Here is a 14,993-nt window from a genome sequence, read left to right as displayed (position 1 = left end):
GGCCTCCTCAGAGCATCGCCCAGCCGCCATCGACGGGCAGGTCGACACCGGTGATCTGGCGCGACACGTCGCTCGCCATGAAGAGGCAGGCGTTGGCCACGTCCGCATCGGTGGAGACGCGGCGCAGCGCGTAGTCGGCCGCGTGCCGCGTCATCGCTTCTTCCAGCGTGATGCCCAGCTTCTCGGCCATGTTGGCGCACACCTTCTCGCGAAAGCGCGGCCCGTCGACCATGCCGGGCGCCACGCAGTTCACGTTGATGCCGTATGGCCCGGCCTCCAGCGCAAAGCTCTTGGTGATGCCGCGCAGGCCCCACTTGGAAGCCGAGTACGCCATGCGGCCGGCGCGCCCGCGCATGCCGAAGGTGCCGCCCACGTTCACCACCTTGCCGCTCCTGCGTTCGATCATCGAGGGCAACACGGCGCGCATGGTGTTGAAGCAGCCGGTCATGTTGAGCTGCACGATCTCGTCGAACTCCGCCGTGGTGGTTTCCCAGCCGGTCTTGCCGATGGGCCCCGAGCCGCCGGCCACGTTGACCAGCACGTCGATGCGGCCGAAGGCCTCCAGCGCATGTGCGGCCAAGGCCTCGGTCTGCGCGCCTGCGGTCAGGTCACAGGGCACCACCACGGCTTGCACGCCGAGCGCGCGGGCTTCGGCGGCCACGGGTTCGATGGCGCCGGTGTCGCGCCCGGCCAGCACGAGCTTCGCGCCTTCGCGCGCGAAGGCCAGCGTCACGGCGCGTCCCATGCCCTTGGCCGGGCCGGTGATGAGTGCCACTTTGTCTTTGAGTTGCAGGTCCATGTCGTTTCTCGCTTTCAGTTCGATTCGTTCAATGTCTTGGAGGGGCGCTCGGCGCGCGCGGGCAGGAAGCTGCGGTCGAACACCTCGGTCGGTGCCGGCGTGCGCGGCAGCTGGTTGGCGTCCACCACGATGTCGATGGACTTCTTCAGCCGCGCGTCGTCCACGTCACCCAGGCCGATGCGGGCCACTTCGGGGTGGCTCATGTCGTTGCGCAGCGTGGCGAACAGCTTTTCCTTCTCGACCTCGCGCTTGAGCAGCGGCTCGCGCTTCATGACGTGGTCGATGCCCATGTCCGGGTCGGCGATGACTTCCTTCACCGCCCGGTTCAGCGCCTTCACGAAGCCTTGCACCGCCTTGGGGTTCGACTTGGCGAAGGCCCGCGAGAAGAACACCGCGTTGGAGTACAGGTCCATGCCGTGGTCGCCGTAGCGGATGAAGCGCAGGTCCTTGGCCGGATCGAGCCCCATCGCCTTGGCGCTGAAGCTCACGGTGGTCACGTAGCCGAAGGCGGCGTCGATCTGCCCGCGCGTGAGCATCTGCTCGCGCAGGTTGGGCGCCATGTTGGTGATGGTCACCTTGGCGGCGTCGACCTTGGCAAGCTTCGCGAAGGCCGGGAACAGCTTCAGCGCGCCGTCGTTGGCGGGGCCACCGATGGTCTTGCCTTCCAGGTCCTTGGGCGCCTTGATGGGGCTGTCCTGCTTCACCACGAGCGTGAAGGGCGGCGTGTTGTAGATCATGTAGACCGCCACCGGCGCGTCGGCCGGGCGCTTCGATGCCAGGTCGATCAGCGCGTTGAGGTCGCCGAAGCCCGCCTGGTAGGCCCCGGCCGCGACCTTGGGAATCGAGGCAGCGGAGCCCTCGCCCTGATCGATCTGGACGTCCAGGCCCTCGGCCTTGAAGTAGCCCTTGTCCTGAGCCACGAAGAACCAGGCCTGCGGGCCTTCGTACTTCCAGTTGAGCACGAGCTTGACGGGCACCTGAGCGGCGACGCAAGTGGCCGCCAGGGCCAGACCGGCGGCGGCGCCCAGCGAAGCGAGCGAGCGCACGAAGCGCGGGCTGGAAAAGAAAGACAGCGGCATGCGAAGTACTCCTAGCGTTTCTTGGAGGGAGAGGAAAAAGAAGAGAGCGAAGCAAGCAGCGACTCGGCGGTCGCCACGAACCCGTGCAGCTGCTGCACGATGAAATGAATGCCGCGCGTGACATAGGCGGGCGACGGGGTGCCGCACGCGTCCTTCAGCAGCACGCAGTCGTAGCCGAGGAAGTTCGCGTCCTGCAGCGTCGAGAACACGCAACGGTCGGTGTTGATGCCCGCGAACAGCAGCGTGGTGATGCCTTGCTGGCGCAACACGCTGTCGAGCTCGTTGTCCCAGAAGCCGCTCAGGCGGTGCTTGTGGACGGTGATGTCGCCGGGCTCGACGGCCAGCTCGTCGATCACCTGCGCGCCCCACTCGCCCTGCACCAGCGAGGGGCCGTGGTCGATGGGCGAATGCTCCGCATAGCCGACGCCATCGACGCTGCGCTTGCCCTTGAACTGCACCGTGGGCGACAGGTTGAGGCGGTCCGCGCGGATGCCCCAGTTGAGCCACACCACGGTGCCGCCGGCCGCGCGCCACGCCGGCAGCAGCCGGGCGATGACGGCAATGGGCTTGCGCGCCGCACGGATGCCGATGCCCTTCTGCGCGAACCAGCCCTCGGGGTGGCAGAAGTCGTTCTGCATGTCGACCACGACGAGCGCGCTGCGCGCGAGGTCGAACTCGATCGGCTGCGGCTCGGCCGGTATCTGCACGGGCCTCGGCCGCTGGGGCGCACGCACCAGACTGATCCGGCCGGCGTCCAGCGTCCAGGCGTTGTGGGGCGCCGGCCCGAAGCGGGCGGGCGCTTGCGCTGCATTGGTGCGCGAAGGTGTGGATCGGCGTGTCATGCCGCAAAGGCATGCAGCGGCCGTGCCAAAAGGTGCGCCTCATCCGTACCGATTCGCGTGCTGTGCGTTGCCGTTGCGGCAACGGTTGCGGCGACGGCCACGCGTGTTTCTGGCGCGCTTCGTGCAACGGTTGAGGCATGAACCACCTTCGCTTCCTGCGCTACGCGGACGAGGTCGCCCGGGCCGGCTCGATCCGCCAGGCGGCCGAGCGCCTGCACGTCGCGCCCTCCGCCGTCAACCGCCGCATCCAGGACCTCGAGGAGGAACTGGGCACGCCGCTCTTCGAGCGATTGCCGCGCGGCATGCGGCTCACCGCGGCGGGCGAGCTGTTCGTGCGCTACATCCGGGGGCGCGCGTCGGAGCTGGACCGCGTGCGCTCCGAGATCGAGGAGCTGCAGGGCTTGCGGCGCGGCTCGGTGCGGCTGGTGGCGAGCCAGGCGCTCGCGCCGCGCTTCCTGCCGGCCGCCATCAACGACTTCGGCCAGACGCATCCGCTGGTGGCTTTCGATGCGCGCATCGGCGATCACGTGCAGGCCGCCGGCGCGCTGCGCAGCTTCGAGACCGATCTCGCGCTGGTGTTCAACCTCGCGCCGGAGGCCGACATCGAGCGCGTGTGCGCGGTCGAGCAGAAGCTCATGGCGATCATGCACAGGCGCCATCCGCTGGCCAAGGCGAAGGCCCTGCGCCTGCGCGACTGCGCCGACTACCCGGTGGTGCTGCCGAATCGCGACACGGGCGGGCGCCAGCTGCTCGAGCGTTTTCTCGCGCGCAGCTCCACCTCGATCCGGGCCATGGTGGAGAGCAACAGCTTCGAGTTCCTGCGCGGCTGCCTGTACGACGGCCAGTCGATCTCGTTCCAGATGGCCATCGGTACCCGGACCGAAGACCCCAACATCGTGGCCCGCGACATCGAGGACCGCGGCTTTCCGCGCGGCGAACTGGTGCTGGCCAGCCTGCGCGGACGGCAGCTGCCGGTGATCGCCTATGCGTTCGCGGAATTCCTGCGCAAGCGGCTCACCGAGCCTTCCGGAGCGGACTAACGCGAGAGCGCGGGCAGCGCTTTCTCCAGCGTCGCGACGAAAGCCTGCATCGCCTCGGTCTCGTGCGCGCCGCGCTTGGCGATGCGGTAGAAATCCAGCCCCACCTTCGGCTTGACCAGCACGTCGGTGCGCACTCGGTGACGGCGGCAGGCCGCGAGCGCGAAGGTCGGCATCACGGCAGTCCCGAAGCCGGCCTCGACCATCGAGATCAGCGTGCCGAAGAAATTGAAGGTGGGCCGCTGCGCATCGGCGCGGCCGATGGTGGCCACCAGGTGCTGGTCGATCACCTTCTGGATCGGGTTGCCCGGTGGCAGGCCGATGAGTTCGGCGGTACGCAACGCGGACCACGGCGCGGTGCCGATGGCCGGCGTTTCATCGGCCTCTTCAGTGGACGCCGCCACGCGCATCAGGTGAAAGCGCCCGACCGGCGTGCGCTCCAGGCCCGTTGCGGCCTTGAAGAAGAAGCCGAGCCCCATGTCGGCATCGCCGGCCGTGACCATCGCTTCCACGTCGCGCAGGTCGGCATCGAAGAGGCGCAGGCTCACCTGCGGATGCGCCTCGCGGAAAGTATTGAACACCTGAGGCAGCAAGTGCGATGACACCAGTGGCGTGGCCGCGATGCGCAGGGTCTGGCGCGCCGCGTCGCCCTCGGCGCCAAGCTGCGCGGCCACGTCGTCGAGGTCGGTGACGAGCCGCTCCACCACCGGCAGCAGCCGCCGGCCCGATAGCGTGAGCGTCACCACCCGCGTGGTGCGGTCGAAGAGCCGGCAGCCCAGTTGCCGCTCCATCTCCCGGATCAGGATGCTCAACCCCGCCTGCGTGATGTGCGCCTGCTCGGCCGCGCGCGTGAAGTTGCCGAGGCGCGCCACCTGCAGGAAGGCGCGCATCTGACGGGTCGAGAGGTTCATAAGGATTCATGATAAATCCATAGCACATCTAAATTTCACAAATGGCGAACTTCCGTTCCCAATACGACCCGAGACAAACGGAACCCCTTCGAGAGCCATGAACGACAAGCAAGTGATCATCCTGGGCGCCGGCATCGGCGGCCTGACCCTCGCGCTGAGCCTGCACCAGGCCGGCATTCCGTGCCGCGTGTACGAGGCCGTGCCCGAACTCAAGCCCCTGGGCGTGGGCGTGAACCTGCTGCCTCATGCCGTGCGCGAACTGACCGAACTCGGCCTGCTGCCGCAGCTGGACGCGGTGGGCGTGCGCACGAAAGAGTCGATCTTCTTCACCAAGCACGGCCAGCTGATCTTCCAGGAAGCGGCGGGCGAGCATGCGGGCTACGACTGGCCGCAGTTCTCCATTCACCGCGGCGATCTGCAAACGGTGCTGCTCGAAGAAACACTCAAGCGCCTCGGCGCGGACAGCGTGGTCTGCAACCACCGCTGCACCGGCGTGACGCAGGACGCGGGTGGCGTCACCGTGCACTTCGCCGATGCACCCGCCGTGCGCGGCGCCGTGGCCATCGGCTGCGACGGCATCCACTCGGCGCTGCGCAAGCAGCTCTATCCCAACGAAGGCGCGCCGCGCTATTCGGGCGTGAACATGTGGCGCGGCACCACGCGCTGGAAGCCTTTTCTCTCGGGCGCGAGCATGGTGCGCGCGGGCTGGCTCGCGGTCGGCAAGATGGTGATCTACCCGATCCGCAACGACATCGACGCCGAAGGCCACCAGCTCGTGAACTGGGTCGCCGAGATCCACGCGCCGCAGCCCGCGATGCGCGACTGGAGCCGCGCTGGTCGGCTCGAGGACTTTCTCCCCGCCTTCGCCGACTGGCACTTCGACTGGCTCGACGTGCCTGCGTTGATCCGCGCCTCGGACACCATCCTCGAGTACCCGATGGTCGACCAGGACCCGCTGCCGCGCTGGACGCACGGCCGCCTCACGCTGCTGGGCGACGCGGCGCACCCGATGGTGCCGCGCGGCTCCAACGGCGCGGGGCAGGCGATCATCGACGCGCGCTTTCTCGCAGGCGCGCTCAAGGACCTGGGCGTGAGCACCGCGGCACTGGAAGACTACGACCGCGTGCGCGTGAAGGCCACCACCAACGTGGTGCTGACCAACCGCAGCAACCCGCCCGACGCGATCCTGCGCGAGGTGTTCGAGCGCTCGGGCGGCAAGCGCTTCGGGCAGATCGAGGACGTGGTGAGCCAGGCCGAGCTGCAGGCCATCTCGGACAACTACAAGCGCGTGGCCGGTTACGACCCGGTCGCGCTGAAGGCGCGCGCCTCGTACCTCTGAGCGCCAGCACTTCCTTCACAGAACAAGACGGAGACGACCCATGCGATTCATTGCCAGGACCCTCACCACCCTGCTCGTCGCGGCAAGCGCAGCAGCGGCCCATGCGTGGCCCGACCAGCCGATCACGCTCGTCGTGCCCTACACGCCCGGCACCGGCATCGACCTCGTGGCGCGCCAACTCTCGGCCCGGCTCCCGGCGCTGCTGGGCCAACCGGTGATCGTGGAGAACCTCGCGGGCGCGAGCGGCAACATCGGCAGCGAGAAAGTGGCGCGCGCCAAGCCCGACGGCTACACGCTGATGGTGCAAGTCAACACGCTGGTGATGAACCGCAGCCTCTACAAGTCGCTGAGCTACGACCCCGTGGCCGACTTCGCGCCGGTGTCGCTCACCTCGTGGGGCACACTGCTGCTGGTGACCAACCCCAACGTGCAGAAGGCGACATCGGTCGCCCAGATGGTGAGCGCGGCCAAGGCGGAGCCGGCCAAGCTGACCTACGCCACGCCGGGCGTCGGCACGCCGCATCACCTGTCGATGGCGCTCCTGATGCAGGGCACCGGTACCGACCTGCTGCATGTGCCCTACAAGGGCACGGCCGGCGCGGTGACCGACCTGCTGGGCGGGCGCATCGACTACATGTTCCTGCCGGTGCACGTGGCGCTGCAGCACATCCAGGTCGGCAAGCTCAAGGCCATCGCCACCGGCAGCAGCAAGCGGCTGCCGCAGTTGCCCGATGTGCCGGCGCTCGCCGAGGCCGGGATTCCCACCGACAACATCGACATGTGGTACGGCGTGCTTGCGCCCAAGGGCACGCCGCCCGAGGTGGTGGCACGGCTCAACAAGGAGATCGCGGCGGTGCTCAAGCAACCCGAGGTGGCGAAGTCCTTCGAGTCGCAGGGCATGGTGCCGGCGAGTTCGACGCCGGCGGAGTTCGGTGCGCTGGTGAAGAAGGATGCGGACCGCTGGGCGACGGTGGTCAAGCGAGGGAACATCACCGCGGACTGACCCTGTCTTTCTCCCTCCCCTCCCGGGGGAGGGCGGGGGTGGGGGCACGCGGCCTTGGCAAAGGTTGCTGCTTTGACGAGGGCCGCTTGCCCCCATCCCAACCTTCCCCCAGAGGGGGAAGGAGCCAACCCCTAGCGCGGCGCCGTCTTGCCCGCGTGCCGCGCCAGATGCACCTGGTGCAGCGTGATCTTGCGCACCTCCGCCTGACTGGTCTCGATGTGCGCGCGCAGCAGCATCGCGGCCTGATCGCCCCGGTTCGCGCGAATCGCCTTGAGGATCTTCGCGTGCTCGTCGTAGGTGGCTTCGATGCGCGGCTGCTGCGTGAAGTCGAGCCGGCGGATGATGCGGATGCGGTCGGTCACGTCGCTGTGCACGCGTGCCATCTCGGCGTTGCCCGCCGCGGCCACGAGCGCGCAGTGAAAGGCTTCGTCCCACTGCGCGACCTGCGCGGTGTCGGTGCTGCGCTCGGCCACCGGCACGAGCCAGATGCCGGCCAAGGTGTCGAGCAGGCTGCGGTCGACGCGGTGGTCGGCTTCGCAGATGCGGTGCACCGCGGTGGTCTCCAGCACCATGCGCAGGTCGTAGAGCTGCTCGAACTGATCAAAGTCGAACGGCAGCACGCGCCAGCCGCTGCGAAACAGCACCTCGACGAAGCCTTCCTGCTGCAACCGGAACAGCGCCTGACGCACCGGCGTGCGCGACACGCCGAGGCGGTCGCTGATCTCGTTCTCGGTGAAGCGGTCGCCGGGCACGAGGATGAACTCGGCCACGTCGCGCTTGAGTTGCGCGTAGACCTCGTCGGCGCGCGTACGAAAAACGGCCGCATCGACTGCGGGCGTGGGCGCGGGGGAAGCTGGGCGGGGTCGGACGGTAGACACGTGGGGGATGGTAGTCGCTGGCACCGGCTTCATGCCGCGTTGTCGATCGCAGCCAGCAACGCCGCGCTCGGCGCGGTCCACCCGACGATGGCGCCCTGCGCACGGATCATGTCGAGCGTCGCCGCCTTGAAGGCCGGGAAGTAGCTCTCGGTGCAGTCCTCGAGCAACAGGCCGTCGTAGCCGCGGTCGTTGGCTTCGCGCATGCTGGTCTGCACGCAGACTTCGGTGGTGACGCCGCCGAACAGCAGGTGGGTGATGCCGCGCTGCTGCAGCAGTTCGTGCAGGCCGGTCGCGTAGAACATGCCCTTGCCGGGCTTGTCGATGACGAGCTCGCCGTCGATGGGCGCGAGCGCATCGATGATCTGGCTGCCGGGCTCGCCGGCCACGAGGATGCGGCCCATCGGGCCTTCGTCGCCGATGCGCAGGGTCGGGTTGCCGCGGTTGCGCTTGGCGGGCGGGCAATCGGAGAGGTCCGCCTTGTGCGCTTCGCGCGTGTGGACCACCAGGCCGCCGGCTTTGCGCCACGCCGCCAGGGCAGCTTTCGTCGCCGGGACGATCGCTTCGAGCAGCGACACATCGTTGCCCAGCGTCTCACCGAAGCCGCCGGGCTCGATGAAGTCCCGCTGCATGTCGATGAGGACCAGCGCCGTGCGCGCCAGCTCGAATTCGTAGGCGAAGGGGTTGGCTTCTTCTATGCGCATGCTGGCTCCGGCTCGTGATGTCCACCGCCCATGTGTGCGCCGATAACATGCCGCTCGGCACCCGCCGCCGGAGTCTCGAACACGATCCGTCCTTCGCTCATCACGACGATGCGGTCCGCCAGTTCGAGGAGTTCGTCGAGGTCTTCGCTGATCAAGAGCACCGCCCCGCCCTTCTCGCGCACCTGCACGATGCGTTCGTGGATCTCCGCGACGGCCGCGAAGTCGAGGCCGAACACGGGGTTCGCCGCGATCAGCACATTGATGTCGCCGGCCAGTTCGCGTGCGAGCACCGCGCGCTGCACATTGCCGCCCGAGAGGCTGCGGATCGCTGCGCCCTCGCCCTGCGTCTTGACGCCGTACTCGGCGATCCATTCGCGTGCGCGGCTGCGCCAGTACGGGAAATTCAGCACGCCACCGCGCGACAGGGGCGGCCTGTCGAAATCGCGCAGTGCCATGTTCTCCGCCACGCTGAGGTCGCCCACGCAGGCGTTGCGCAGCGGCTCTTCGGGAAGGCTGCGGACCTTGAGGCTGCGGTTCTCGGCGCGGCGCGCGTTGTAGGGCTGGCCCATCACGGTCACGCGGCCGGCCAGCCGCGGGCGTTGTCCGACCAGGGCCTCGACCAGTTCGCGCTGTCCATTGCCGGAGACGCCGGCCACGCCGAGGATTTCTCCCGCGCGCACGGCCAGGCTCAGGTCATGCAGTGCGAGCGTGCCGCGGTCACCCTGGGCCTGGAGGCCTTCGACCTTCAGTGCAACGGGTGCCGCATCGGCCACGGGCTTCCTGACGATAGGCAACGAAGCCGGCGCTGCAACCGCCGCCTCTTCGCCACCCATCATGGCCTGCGCCAATTGCGCCGGGCTCGTGTCCGCCACGCGGCAGTGATGCACTGCCTTGCCCCTTCGCAGCACCGTCACGCTGTCCGCATACGCCATCACTTCGCGGAACTTGTGCGTGATGATGAGCACGGTGCACAGCCCGCTGCGCGCGAACTCGCGCACATGGCCCAGCACCTCGTCGGCCTCCTGCGGCGTGAGCACCGAGGTGGGCTCGTCGAGGATCAGGAGGCGCGGCTTGAGGTACAGCTGCTTCAACAGTTCGAGCTTCTGCTTCTCGCCCGCCGCAAGCTCCGACGGCCGCACATCGAGGTCGAGGCTGAAGGGCGTGGTCGCGAGAAACGCCTTCAACTCCGCGCGCTTCGTCTTCCAGTCGATCAGCGCGGGCGTCTTGCCGCCGGCCAGCAGCAGGTTCTCGGCCACCGTCATGCCCGGCGCCAGCGTGAAGTGCTGGTAGACCATGCCGATGCCCAATGCGCGCGCGACGATGGGATTGGCGATGTCCTGCTCGCGCCCGTCGATCAGGATGCTGCCCTCCTCCGCGCGCTGGAAGCCCGCCACGCACTTCACCAGCGTGCTCTTGCCCGCGCCGTTCTCGCCGAGCAGCGCATGCACCGTGCCGGGTTCGACGCGCATCGTCACGCGGTCCATCGCGGTGAAGGCGCCGAAGCGCTTGGTCAGTTCGTAGGTGTCGAGCGCGAGCGCGCCGCTGCCCGCAGGCAGTGCGCCGATGGCGTGGGGCACGTCGGTGCTCATGGGTTCATCAACCCAGCGCGGCCAGCAGCTGCTGCGAGGTGGTGTGCGCGCCGAACACGCCACCCTGCATCGTGATCATCTTCAGCGCAGCGAGATGGTTGCCGTGGTCGGTGGCGGCCGTGCAGTCCGACAGCAGCAGGCACTCGAAGCCGCGGTCGTTCGCGTCGCGCATCGTGGTGTGCACGCACACGTCGGTGGTGATGCCCGCGAGGATCAGGTTCTCGATGCCGCGCGTGCGCAGGATCAGTTCCAGGTCGGTCGCATAGAACGAGCCCTTGCCGGGCTTGTCGATCACCACCTCGCCGGGCAGCGGTGCGAGCTCGGGAATGATGTCCCAGCCCGGCTCGCCGCGCACGAGGATGCGGCCGCACGGGCCGTCGTCGCCGATGCCCACGCCGTTGGCGCCTATCTGCCGCGAGCGCCAGCGCTTGTTGGCGGGCAGGTCCGCAAGGTCGGGCCGATGGCCTTCGCGCGTGTGAATGATGTGAAAGCCCAGCGGCCTCAACGCGGCGAGCGTTCGCGCGATCGGCTGGATCGGCGCCTGCACCAGCGAAAGGTCGTAGCCCATCACATCGACATAGCCGCCCTTGCCGCAGAAATCGGTCTGCATGTCGATCACGATCAGCGCGGTGTTCTCGGGGCGCAGGTTGCCGTTGTAGGGCCAGGCGTAGGGCTCGGAAGCGATGGTTGTCATGGCGGTGCTCATCCTCGGTAGTTGCGTTCCGGCGGTGCGAAGCCGCAGCTCGTGCCGTCGGTCACCTTCACGTCGGCACTCCACGGCAACTTGTAGGTGCCGGCGGCCATGTCGTGCATGTAGGTGTAGGGGCAGTCCTGCGCGCCGCCCTTCACCGCAACGTAGCCGCGGTGGTAGAGCTGGTAGATATTGTTCTCCACGCCCCAGCCGGCGCGTGCCTCGCGCACGAGGTCGGGCCGCAGTTCGGCGGTGATGATCTCGTCGACGCGCCCGCCGCCCTCGACCAGCACCGTGCCGTCGAAGTTGCAGAACATGCCCTCGCCCATCGAGTCGAAGCTGCCGTCGCTGCCGCACAGGCACACGCTCGCGGTGTAGGCGAGGTTGCAGAAGGCGTTCGACTGGTTGGTGATCTTCCACGCGTGGCGGATCGGTGCGGTGTAGCCGGCCGTGCGCAGGATGATGTCCGCGCCCTTGTACGCGGCCTCGCGCGCCATCTCGGGGAACATGCCGTCGTGGCAGATGATGAGCGAGAGCTTGCTGCCGTTGGGACCGTCGCACACCGGAATGCCGAGGTTGCCGGGCTCCCACGGCTCGACCGGCACCCACGGATGGAGCTTGCGGTAGTAGAGCTTGATCTCGCCCTGGTCGTCGATGATCAGCCCGCTGTTGTACGGGTTGCCGCCAGGGTTGGCTTCCATGATCGAGAAGCAGCCCCAGATGCGGTGCTCGACACAGGCGCGCTTGAAGGCCGCGACCTCGGGGCCGTCGAGCGTGCACATGATCTCCGGGTTCGTGTCCATCGAGAGGCCGTGCAGGGCGTACTCCGGGAACACCACGAGGTCCATCGTCGACTGGTTGCGGCGCGCCTTGCCCACCATCTCGCAGATGCGCTGCGCCTGCGCGGCCAGGTCGGCCGGCGTCTTCACGTTCGGCAACTGCAGTTGCACCAGGCCGACGACGACGCCGTGCGCAGATTTGTTGAGGCCGCCCAGACCGCTCATGGTGTTCAGTTCCTTGTCGATGAAAGTTCGCCGGGGCTGCCGATGGCGGCGCTCCCCGGCTTGCAGGTGAGCACCAGGATCACCAGCGTGAGCACATAGGGCACGGTGTTGAAGAGGTGGTAGCCCCAGCCGATGCCGATGGACTGCAGCGCCGGGCCGATGGCGCCTGCACCGCCGAAGAGAAAGGCCGCGCCCACGCAGCGCAGCGGGCTCCAGCGCGCGAAGATCACGAGCGCGACGGCGATGAGGCCCTGGCCGCTGGAGATGCCTTCATTCCAGCTGCCCGGATAGAACAGCGTGAGCGACGCGCCGCCGAGCCCGGCGATGAAACCGCCGGCCGTGGTCGCAGCAATGCGCAGGCCCGAGACCGAGTAGCCGAGCGCGCGCGTGGCCTGCGCTGAATCGCCGGCCATGCGCACCAGGAGGCCGGCACGGGTGCGCGCGAAGCCCCACCAGAGCAGCACTGCCAGCGCCACGCCGATGGGCACGAGCGCATTGAGTTGGAGCGCCGAGCGCACCACCGTGTTGTCACTCCAGAAGCCGAGCGGTATCGCGGGGATCTGCGGCGCTTGCGGCTGGATCAGCGGCTTGCCCAGATAGAACGCGAGCCCCGTGCCGAGCAGCATCAGTGCGATGCCGGTCGCTACGTCGTTGACGCGATCGAGCGAGCACAGGAGGCCGTGCAGCAGCGCGAGCACGGCCCCGGCCAGCGCGCCGATCAGCACGCCGAGCCACGCCGAATCGGTGAGGTAGGCGCCGCCGAAGGCCGCCATCGCCGACAGCACCAGCACACCTTCGAGCCCGAGGTTGATGCGCCCCGATTTCTCGGTGAGGCATTCCCCCAGGCTCACGAACAGGAACGGAGCGCCCACGCGCAGCGCACCGCCGACGATGCCGGCCACGAGGGCGATCCATTGGTCGGCGGTCATGCGGGGCTCCCCGAAGCGCGGAACAGGCGCGCGCGCAGCGCCTTCCAGTCGACCATGCGCAGCCCCTCGCTCGCGAGGATCAGCACGAACGCGATGCCCTGCAGCACCAGCACCGAGGCATCGGGCAATCCGAGCCGCCGTTGCAACAAGCTGCCCGCCGCGCCGAAACCGCCGAACAGGATTGCCACCGGCACGATGGCCACCGGGTTGTGCCGCGCGATGAACGACACGAGGATGCCCGCGTAGCCATACCCCGCGATCAGCGAGGCGTTGGCGTTGGTGTGCACCGCCGCCACCTCGACCGCGCCCGCGAGCCCCGCGCATGCGCCGCCCAGTGCGCAGCTGCCGAGGATGAGGCGCGCGGCCGGCAGGCCCACGAGCTGCGCGGTGCGCGGATTGCCGCCGACCACGCGCACCGAGAAGCCCGAGGCGGTCGCGCGCAGCCACCAGCCGAGCCCGAGGCATGCCACGACACCGATCGCCAGGCCCCAATGCACGTCCGATCCGCCGATGCCGCCGATCAGCAGCCCGTCGTTCAGTGCATAGGTCGATGGCTTGTTGAGACTCGCCGGATCGCGCAGCGGCCCTTCGACCAGGTGCTTGAAGATGCCGATCGCGATATAGGCCAAGAGCAGGCTGCTGATGGTTTCGTTGATGCCGCGGTACTGGCGCAGCCACCCCGCGAGCACGATCCACAGCGCGCCGGCGAGTGCGCCCGCGATGCAGACGATCGCCGTGCCCACGACATTGCCGGGCAGCGGCACCGCATGCGCGAGCGCCGCGCAGGCCAGCCCGCCCAGCACCAGCGCGCCTTCGCCGCCGATGACGATCAGCCCCGCGCGCGCCGGCAGCGCCACGCACAACGCAGTGAGCATCAGGGGCGCCGCGCGCTGCAAGGTGTTCTGCCACGAGAACCAGTCGCCGAACGCGCCCTTGAAAAGCGTCGCCCAGACCTCCACCGGATCGACGCCGGCAAAGGCCACCAGCACGCCGAACAGCAGCAGCGCCACCGCGATGGCGAACACCGGCAGGGCGAATTCCTTGAGCGCGTGACGCATGGTGTGGAACTCAGGCCGAGCCGATGACGCCTTCTACGAGGTAGTTCATCTTTTCGAGTTCGAGGTCCGTCTGCTTCAGGACCTTGCCGGCCGGCACCACGACCGCGCCCTTGTTGTCCTTGATGCCGTCCTTGAAGATGTCGAAGGTGCCCGCGATCATCCTGGCCTTGATGTCGTCGGCCTGCTTCTTCGCGGCGTCCGGCACCATGGGGCCGTAGGCGGACATCTTCACGTAGCCCTCCTTCAGGCCGCCGCGCAGGAAGTTGGGGTGCGGCTTGCCGGTTTGCGCGGCTTCGATCGCGGTCTTGTAGGCGGTGAGCCAGTTCCACTCGGCACCGGTGAGGTACGCGTTCGGTGCGAGCTTGGCCTGGCTCGCGTGGTAGCCGCAGACCATCTTGCCGCGCTTGGCGGCGGTCTCGACCACCACCTTCGGACCATCGACGTGCATCGTGAACACGTCGCAGCCCTGGTCGGCCAGGCTGTTGGTGGCCTCGGCCTCCTTCACGGCCATCGACCAGTCGCCGGTGAAGATCACGCTGCAGGTGATGTTCGGCTTGACCGAGCGCGCACCGAGCGTGAAGGCATTGATGTTGCGCAGCACCTGCGGGATCGGCTTGGCGGCGACGAAGGCGATCTTGTTGCTCTTGGTCATGTGCGCCGCGATCACGCCGTTGAGGTACTGGCACTCGTCGATGTAACCGAAGAAGCTGCCCGCGTTCTTGGGGTGCTTGCCTTCGGTCCAGAGGCCGCCGCAGTGCGAGAAGCGCACGTCGGGGTACTTGGGCGCGACGGCAAGAATGTGCGGATCGAAATAGCCGAAGGAGGTGGGGAACAGCAGCTTCGCGCCATCCTGCGAAATCATGCCGGCCATGGTCTTCTGCACGGCGGCGGTCTCGGGCACGTTCTCTTCCTCGACCACCTTGATGCCGGGCAGCTTCTTGATTTCGGCGGCCGCCATGGCGTGCGCCTGGTTGTAGCCGTAGTCGTCGCGCGCGCCGACGTAGATCACGCCGACCGTGAGCGGCTTGGCTTGTGCGCTGGCCAGGGCACTCCAGCCTCCGAGGGTGCCGGCGGCGCCGAGCGCGGCCAGGGATTTGAGGGAATCGCGACGATTGAATGGGCTGGTCATGGCG

Annotated in this window: 15 protein-coding genes; 3 read left to right on the top strand and 12 right to left on the bottom strand. The window is 68.2% G+C overall.

Annotated features, from left to right (window positions below; all coding sequences use genetic code 11):
* Positions 1-7: 7 nt before the first annotated feature.
* Genes GNX71_RS01600 through GNX71_RS01590 form a run of 3 tightly spaced genes read right to left on the bottom strand, consistent with a single transcriptional unit; the run spans position 8 to position 2,720 of the window.
* Entirely contained in the window at positions 8-799 is a 792-nt protein-coding gene (locus GNX71_RS01600; RefSeq protein ID WP_206176707.1) for an SDR family NAD(P)-dependent oxidoreductase, read from the bottom strand.
* A 14-nt stretch (positions 800-813) separates the two neighbouring features.
* Positions 814-1,878: an ABC transporter substrate-binding protein gene (locus GNX71_RS01595; RefSeq protein ID WP_206176706.1), complete on the bottom strand. Its 1,065-nt coding sequence runs from the start codon at positions 1,876-1,878 to the stop codon at positions 814-816.
* 11 nt (positions 1,879-1,889) lie between these two features.
* Positions 1,890-2,720 (bottom strand): isochorismatase family cysteine hydrolase, encoded by an 831-nt coding sequence (locus tag GNX71_RS01590; RefSeq protein WP_206176705.1) that lies wholly within the window; start codon positions 2,718-2,720, stop codon positions 1,890-1,892.
* Positions 2,721-2,857: 137 nt separating this feature from the next.
* Between GNX71_RS01590 and GNX71_RS01585 the strand changes: the two genes are divergently transcribed.
* Entirely contained in the window at positions 2,858-3,760 is a 903-nt protein-coding gene (locus GNX71_RS01585) for a LysR family transcriptional regulator (RefSeq protein WP_206176704.1), read from the top strand.
* Here GNX71_RS01585 and GNX71_RS01580 read toward each other — a convergent pair.
* Positions 3,757-4,668: a LysR family transcriptional regulator gene (locus GNX71_RS01580; protein WP_206176703.1), complete on the bottom strand. Its 912-nt coding sequence runs from the start codon at positions 4,666-4,668 to the stop codon at positions 3,757-3,759. The two genes, GNX71_RS01585 and GNX71_RS01580, sit on opposite strands and share 4 nt — an antisense overlap.
* 97 nt (positions 4,669-4,765) lie before the next feature.
* Between GNX71_RS01580 and GNX71_RS01575 the strand changes: the two genes are divergently transcribed.
* Both GNX71_RS01575 and GNX71_RS01570 read left to right on the top strand, forming a co-directional pair.
* Positions 4,766-6,007 carry a flavin-dependent oxidoreductase gene (locus tag GNX71_RS01575; protein WP_206176702.1) on the top strand — a complete coding sequence of 414 codons (1,242 nt, stop codon included), beginning with the start codon at positions 4,766-4,768 and terminating at the stop codon, positions 6,005-6,007.
* A gap of 40 nt (positions 6,008-6,047) precedes the next feature.
* Entirely contained in the window at positions 6,048-7,010 is a 963-nt protein-coding gene (locus GNX71_RS01570; RefSeq protein WP_206176701.1) for a tripartite tricarboxylate transporter substrate binding protein, read from the top strand.
* A 131-nt stretch (positions 7,011-7,141) separates the two neighbouring features.
* On the opposite strand, the gene GNX71_RS01565 is transcribed toward GNX71_RS01570, so the two are convergent.
* Genes GNX71_RS01565 through GNX71_RS01530 form a run of 8 tightly spaced genes read right to left on the bottom strand, consistent with a single transcriptional unit; the run spans position 7,142 to position 14,989 of the window.
* Entirely contained in the window at positions 7,142-7,888 is a 747-nt protein-coding gene (locus GNX71_RS01565; RefSeq protein WP_241027129.1) for a GntR family transcriptional regulator, read from the bottom strand.
* A 29-nt stretch (positions 7,889-7,917) separates the two neighbouring features.
* A complete protein-coding gene (locus tag GNX71_RS01560) occupies positions 7,918-8,589 on the bottom strand; it encodes an isochorismatase family cysteine hydrolase (protein ID WP_206176699.1) in 672 nt (223 codons plus the stop codon).
* Positions 8,580-10,178: an ABC transporter ATP-binding protein gene (locus GNX71_RS01555; protein WP_206176698.1), complete on the bottom strand. Its 1,599-nt coding sequence runs from the start codon at positions 10,176-10,178 to the stop codon at positions 8,580-8,582. The genes GNX71_RS01560 and GNX71_RS01555 overlap by 10 nt, the downstream gene beginning before the upstream one ends.
* Before the next feature lie 7 nt (positions 10,179-10,185).
* Positions 10,186-10,884 carry an isochorismatase family cysteine hydrolase gene (locus tag GNX71_RS01550; protein WP_206176697.1) on the bottom strand — a complete coding sequence of 233 codons (699 nt, stop codon included), beginning with the start codon at positions 10,882-10,884 and terminating at the stop codon, positions 10,186-10,188.
* Positions 10,881-11,873, bottom strand: coding sequence for a formamidase (locus GNX71_RS01545; protein WP_206176696.1), 993 nt, complete (start codon positions 11,871-11,873; stop codon positions 10,881-10,883). Before GNX71_RS01545 ends, GNX71_RS01550 begins: the two co-directional genes overlap by 4 nt.
* A gap of 5 nt (positions 11,874-11,878) precedes the next feature.
* Positions 11,879-12,802, bottom strand: a complete 924-nt coding sequence (locus GNX71_RS01540; RefSeq protein ID WP_042580400.1) for an ABC transporter permease — start codon at positions 12,800-12,802, stop codon at positions 11,879-11,881.
* Positions 12,799-13,860 carry an ABC transporter permease gene (locus GNX71_RS01535; RefSeq protein WP_206176695.1) on the bottom strand — a complete coding sequence of 354 codons (1,062 nt, stop codon included), beginning with the start codon at positions 13,858-13,860 and terminating at the stop codon, positions 12,799-12,801. The genes GNX71_RS01540 and GNX71_RS01535 overlap by 4 nt, the downstream gene beginning before the upstream one ends.
* Positions 13,861-13,870: 10 nt before the next feature.
* Positions 13,871-14,989, bottom strand: a complete 1,119-nt coding sequence (locus GNX71_RS01530) for a BMP family ABC transporter substrate-binding protein (RefSeq protein WP_206176694.1) — start codon at positions 14,987-14,989, stop codon at positions 13,871-13,873.
* Positions 14,990-14,993: the final 4 nt, after the last annotated feature.

Source organism: Variovorax sp. RKNM96 (assembly GCF_017161115.1).
In the GTDB taxonomy this organism is placed as follows: Bacteria; Pseudomonadota; Gammaproteobacteria; order Burkholderiales; family Burkholderiaceae_C; genus Variovorax.
Note: the sequence above shows the minus strand (reverse complement) of the source record. Positions and strands in the feature narration are given on the sequence as shown.

Excerpts from the sequence above, each read along its gene's own strand:
- GNX71_RS01600 (WP_206176707.1), bottom strand. The coding sequence starts at position 799 with ATGGACCTGCAACTCAAAGACAAAGTGGCACTCATCACCGGCCCGGCC.
- GNX71_RS01595 (WP_206176706.1), bottom strand. The coding sequence starts at position 1,878 with ATGCCGCTGTCTTTCTTTTCCAGCCCGCGCTTCGTGCGCTCGCTCGCT.
- GNX71_RS01590 (WP_206176705.1), bottom strand. The coding sequence starts at position 2,720 with ATGACACGCCGATCCACACCTTCGCGCACCAATGCAGCGCAAGCGCCC.
- GNX71_RS01585 (WP_206176704.1), top strand. The coding sequence starts at position 2,858 with ATGAACCACCTTCGCTTCCTGCGCTACGCGGACGAGGTCGCCCGGGCC.
- GNX71_RS01580 (WP_206176703.1), bottom strand. The coding sequence starts at position 4,668 with ATGAACCTCTCGACCCGTCAGATGCGCGCCTTCCTGCAGGTGGCGCGC.
- GNX71_RS01575 (WP_206176702.1), top strand. The coding sequence starts at position 4,766 with ATGAACGACAAGCAAGTGATCATCCTGGGCGCCGGCATCGGCGGCCTG.
- GNX71_RS01570 (WP_206176701.1), top strand. The coding sequence starts at position 6,048 with ATGCGATTCATTGCCAGGACCCTCACCACCCTGCTCGTCGCGGCAAGC.
- GNX71_RS01560 (WP_206176699.1), bottom strand. The coding sequence starts at position 8,589 with ATGCGCATAGAAGAAGCCAACCCCTTCGCCTACGAATTCGAGCTGGCG.
- GNX71_RS01555 (WP_206176698.1), bottom strand. The coding sequence starts at position 10,178 with ATGAGCACCGACGTGCCCCACGCCATCGGCGCACTGCCTGCGGGCAGC.
- GNX71_RS01550 (WP_206176697.1), bottom strand. The coding sequence starts at position 10,884 with ATGAGCACCGCCATGACAACCATCGCTTCCGAGCCCTACGCCTGGCCC.
- GNX71_RS01545 (WP_206176696.1), bottom strand. The coding sequence starts at position 11,873 with ATGAGCGGTCTGGGCGGCCTCAACAAATCTGCGCACGGCGTCGTCGTC.
- GNX71_RS01540 (WP_042580400.1), bottom strand. The coding sequence starts at position 12,802 with ATGACCGCCGACCAATGGATCGCCCTCGTGGCCGGCATCGTCGGCGGT.
- GNX71_RS01535 (WP_206176695.1), bottom strand. The coding sequence starts at position 13,860 with ATGCGTCACGCGCTCAAGGAATTCGCCCTGCCGGTGTTCGCCATCGCG.
- GNX71_RS01530 (WP_206176694.1), bottom strand. The coding sequence starts at position 14,989 with ATGACCAGCCCATTCAATCGTCGCGATTCCCTCAAATCCCTGGCCGCG.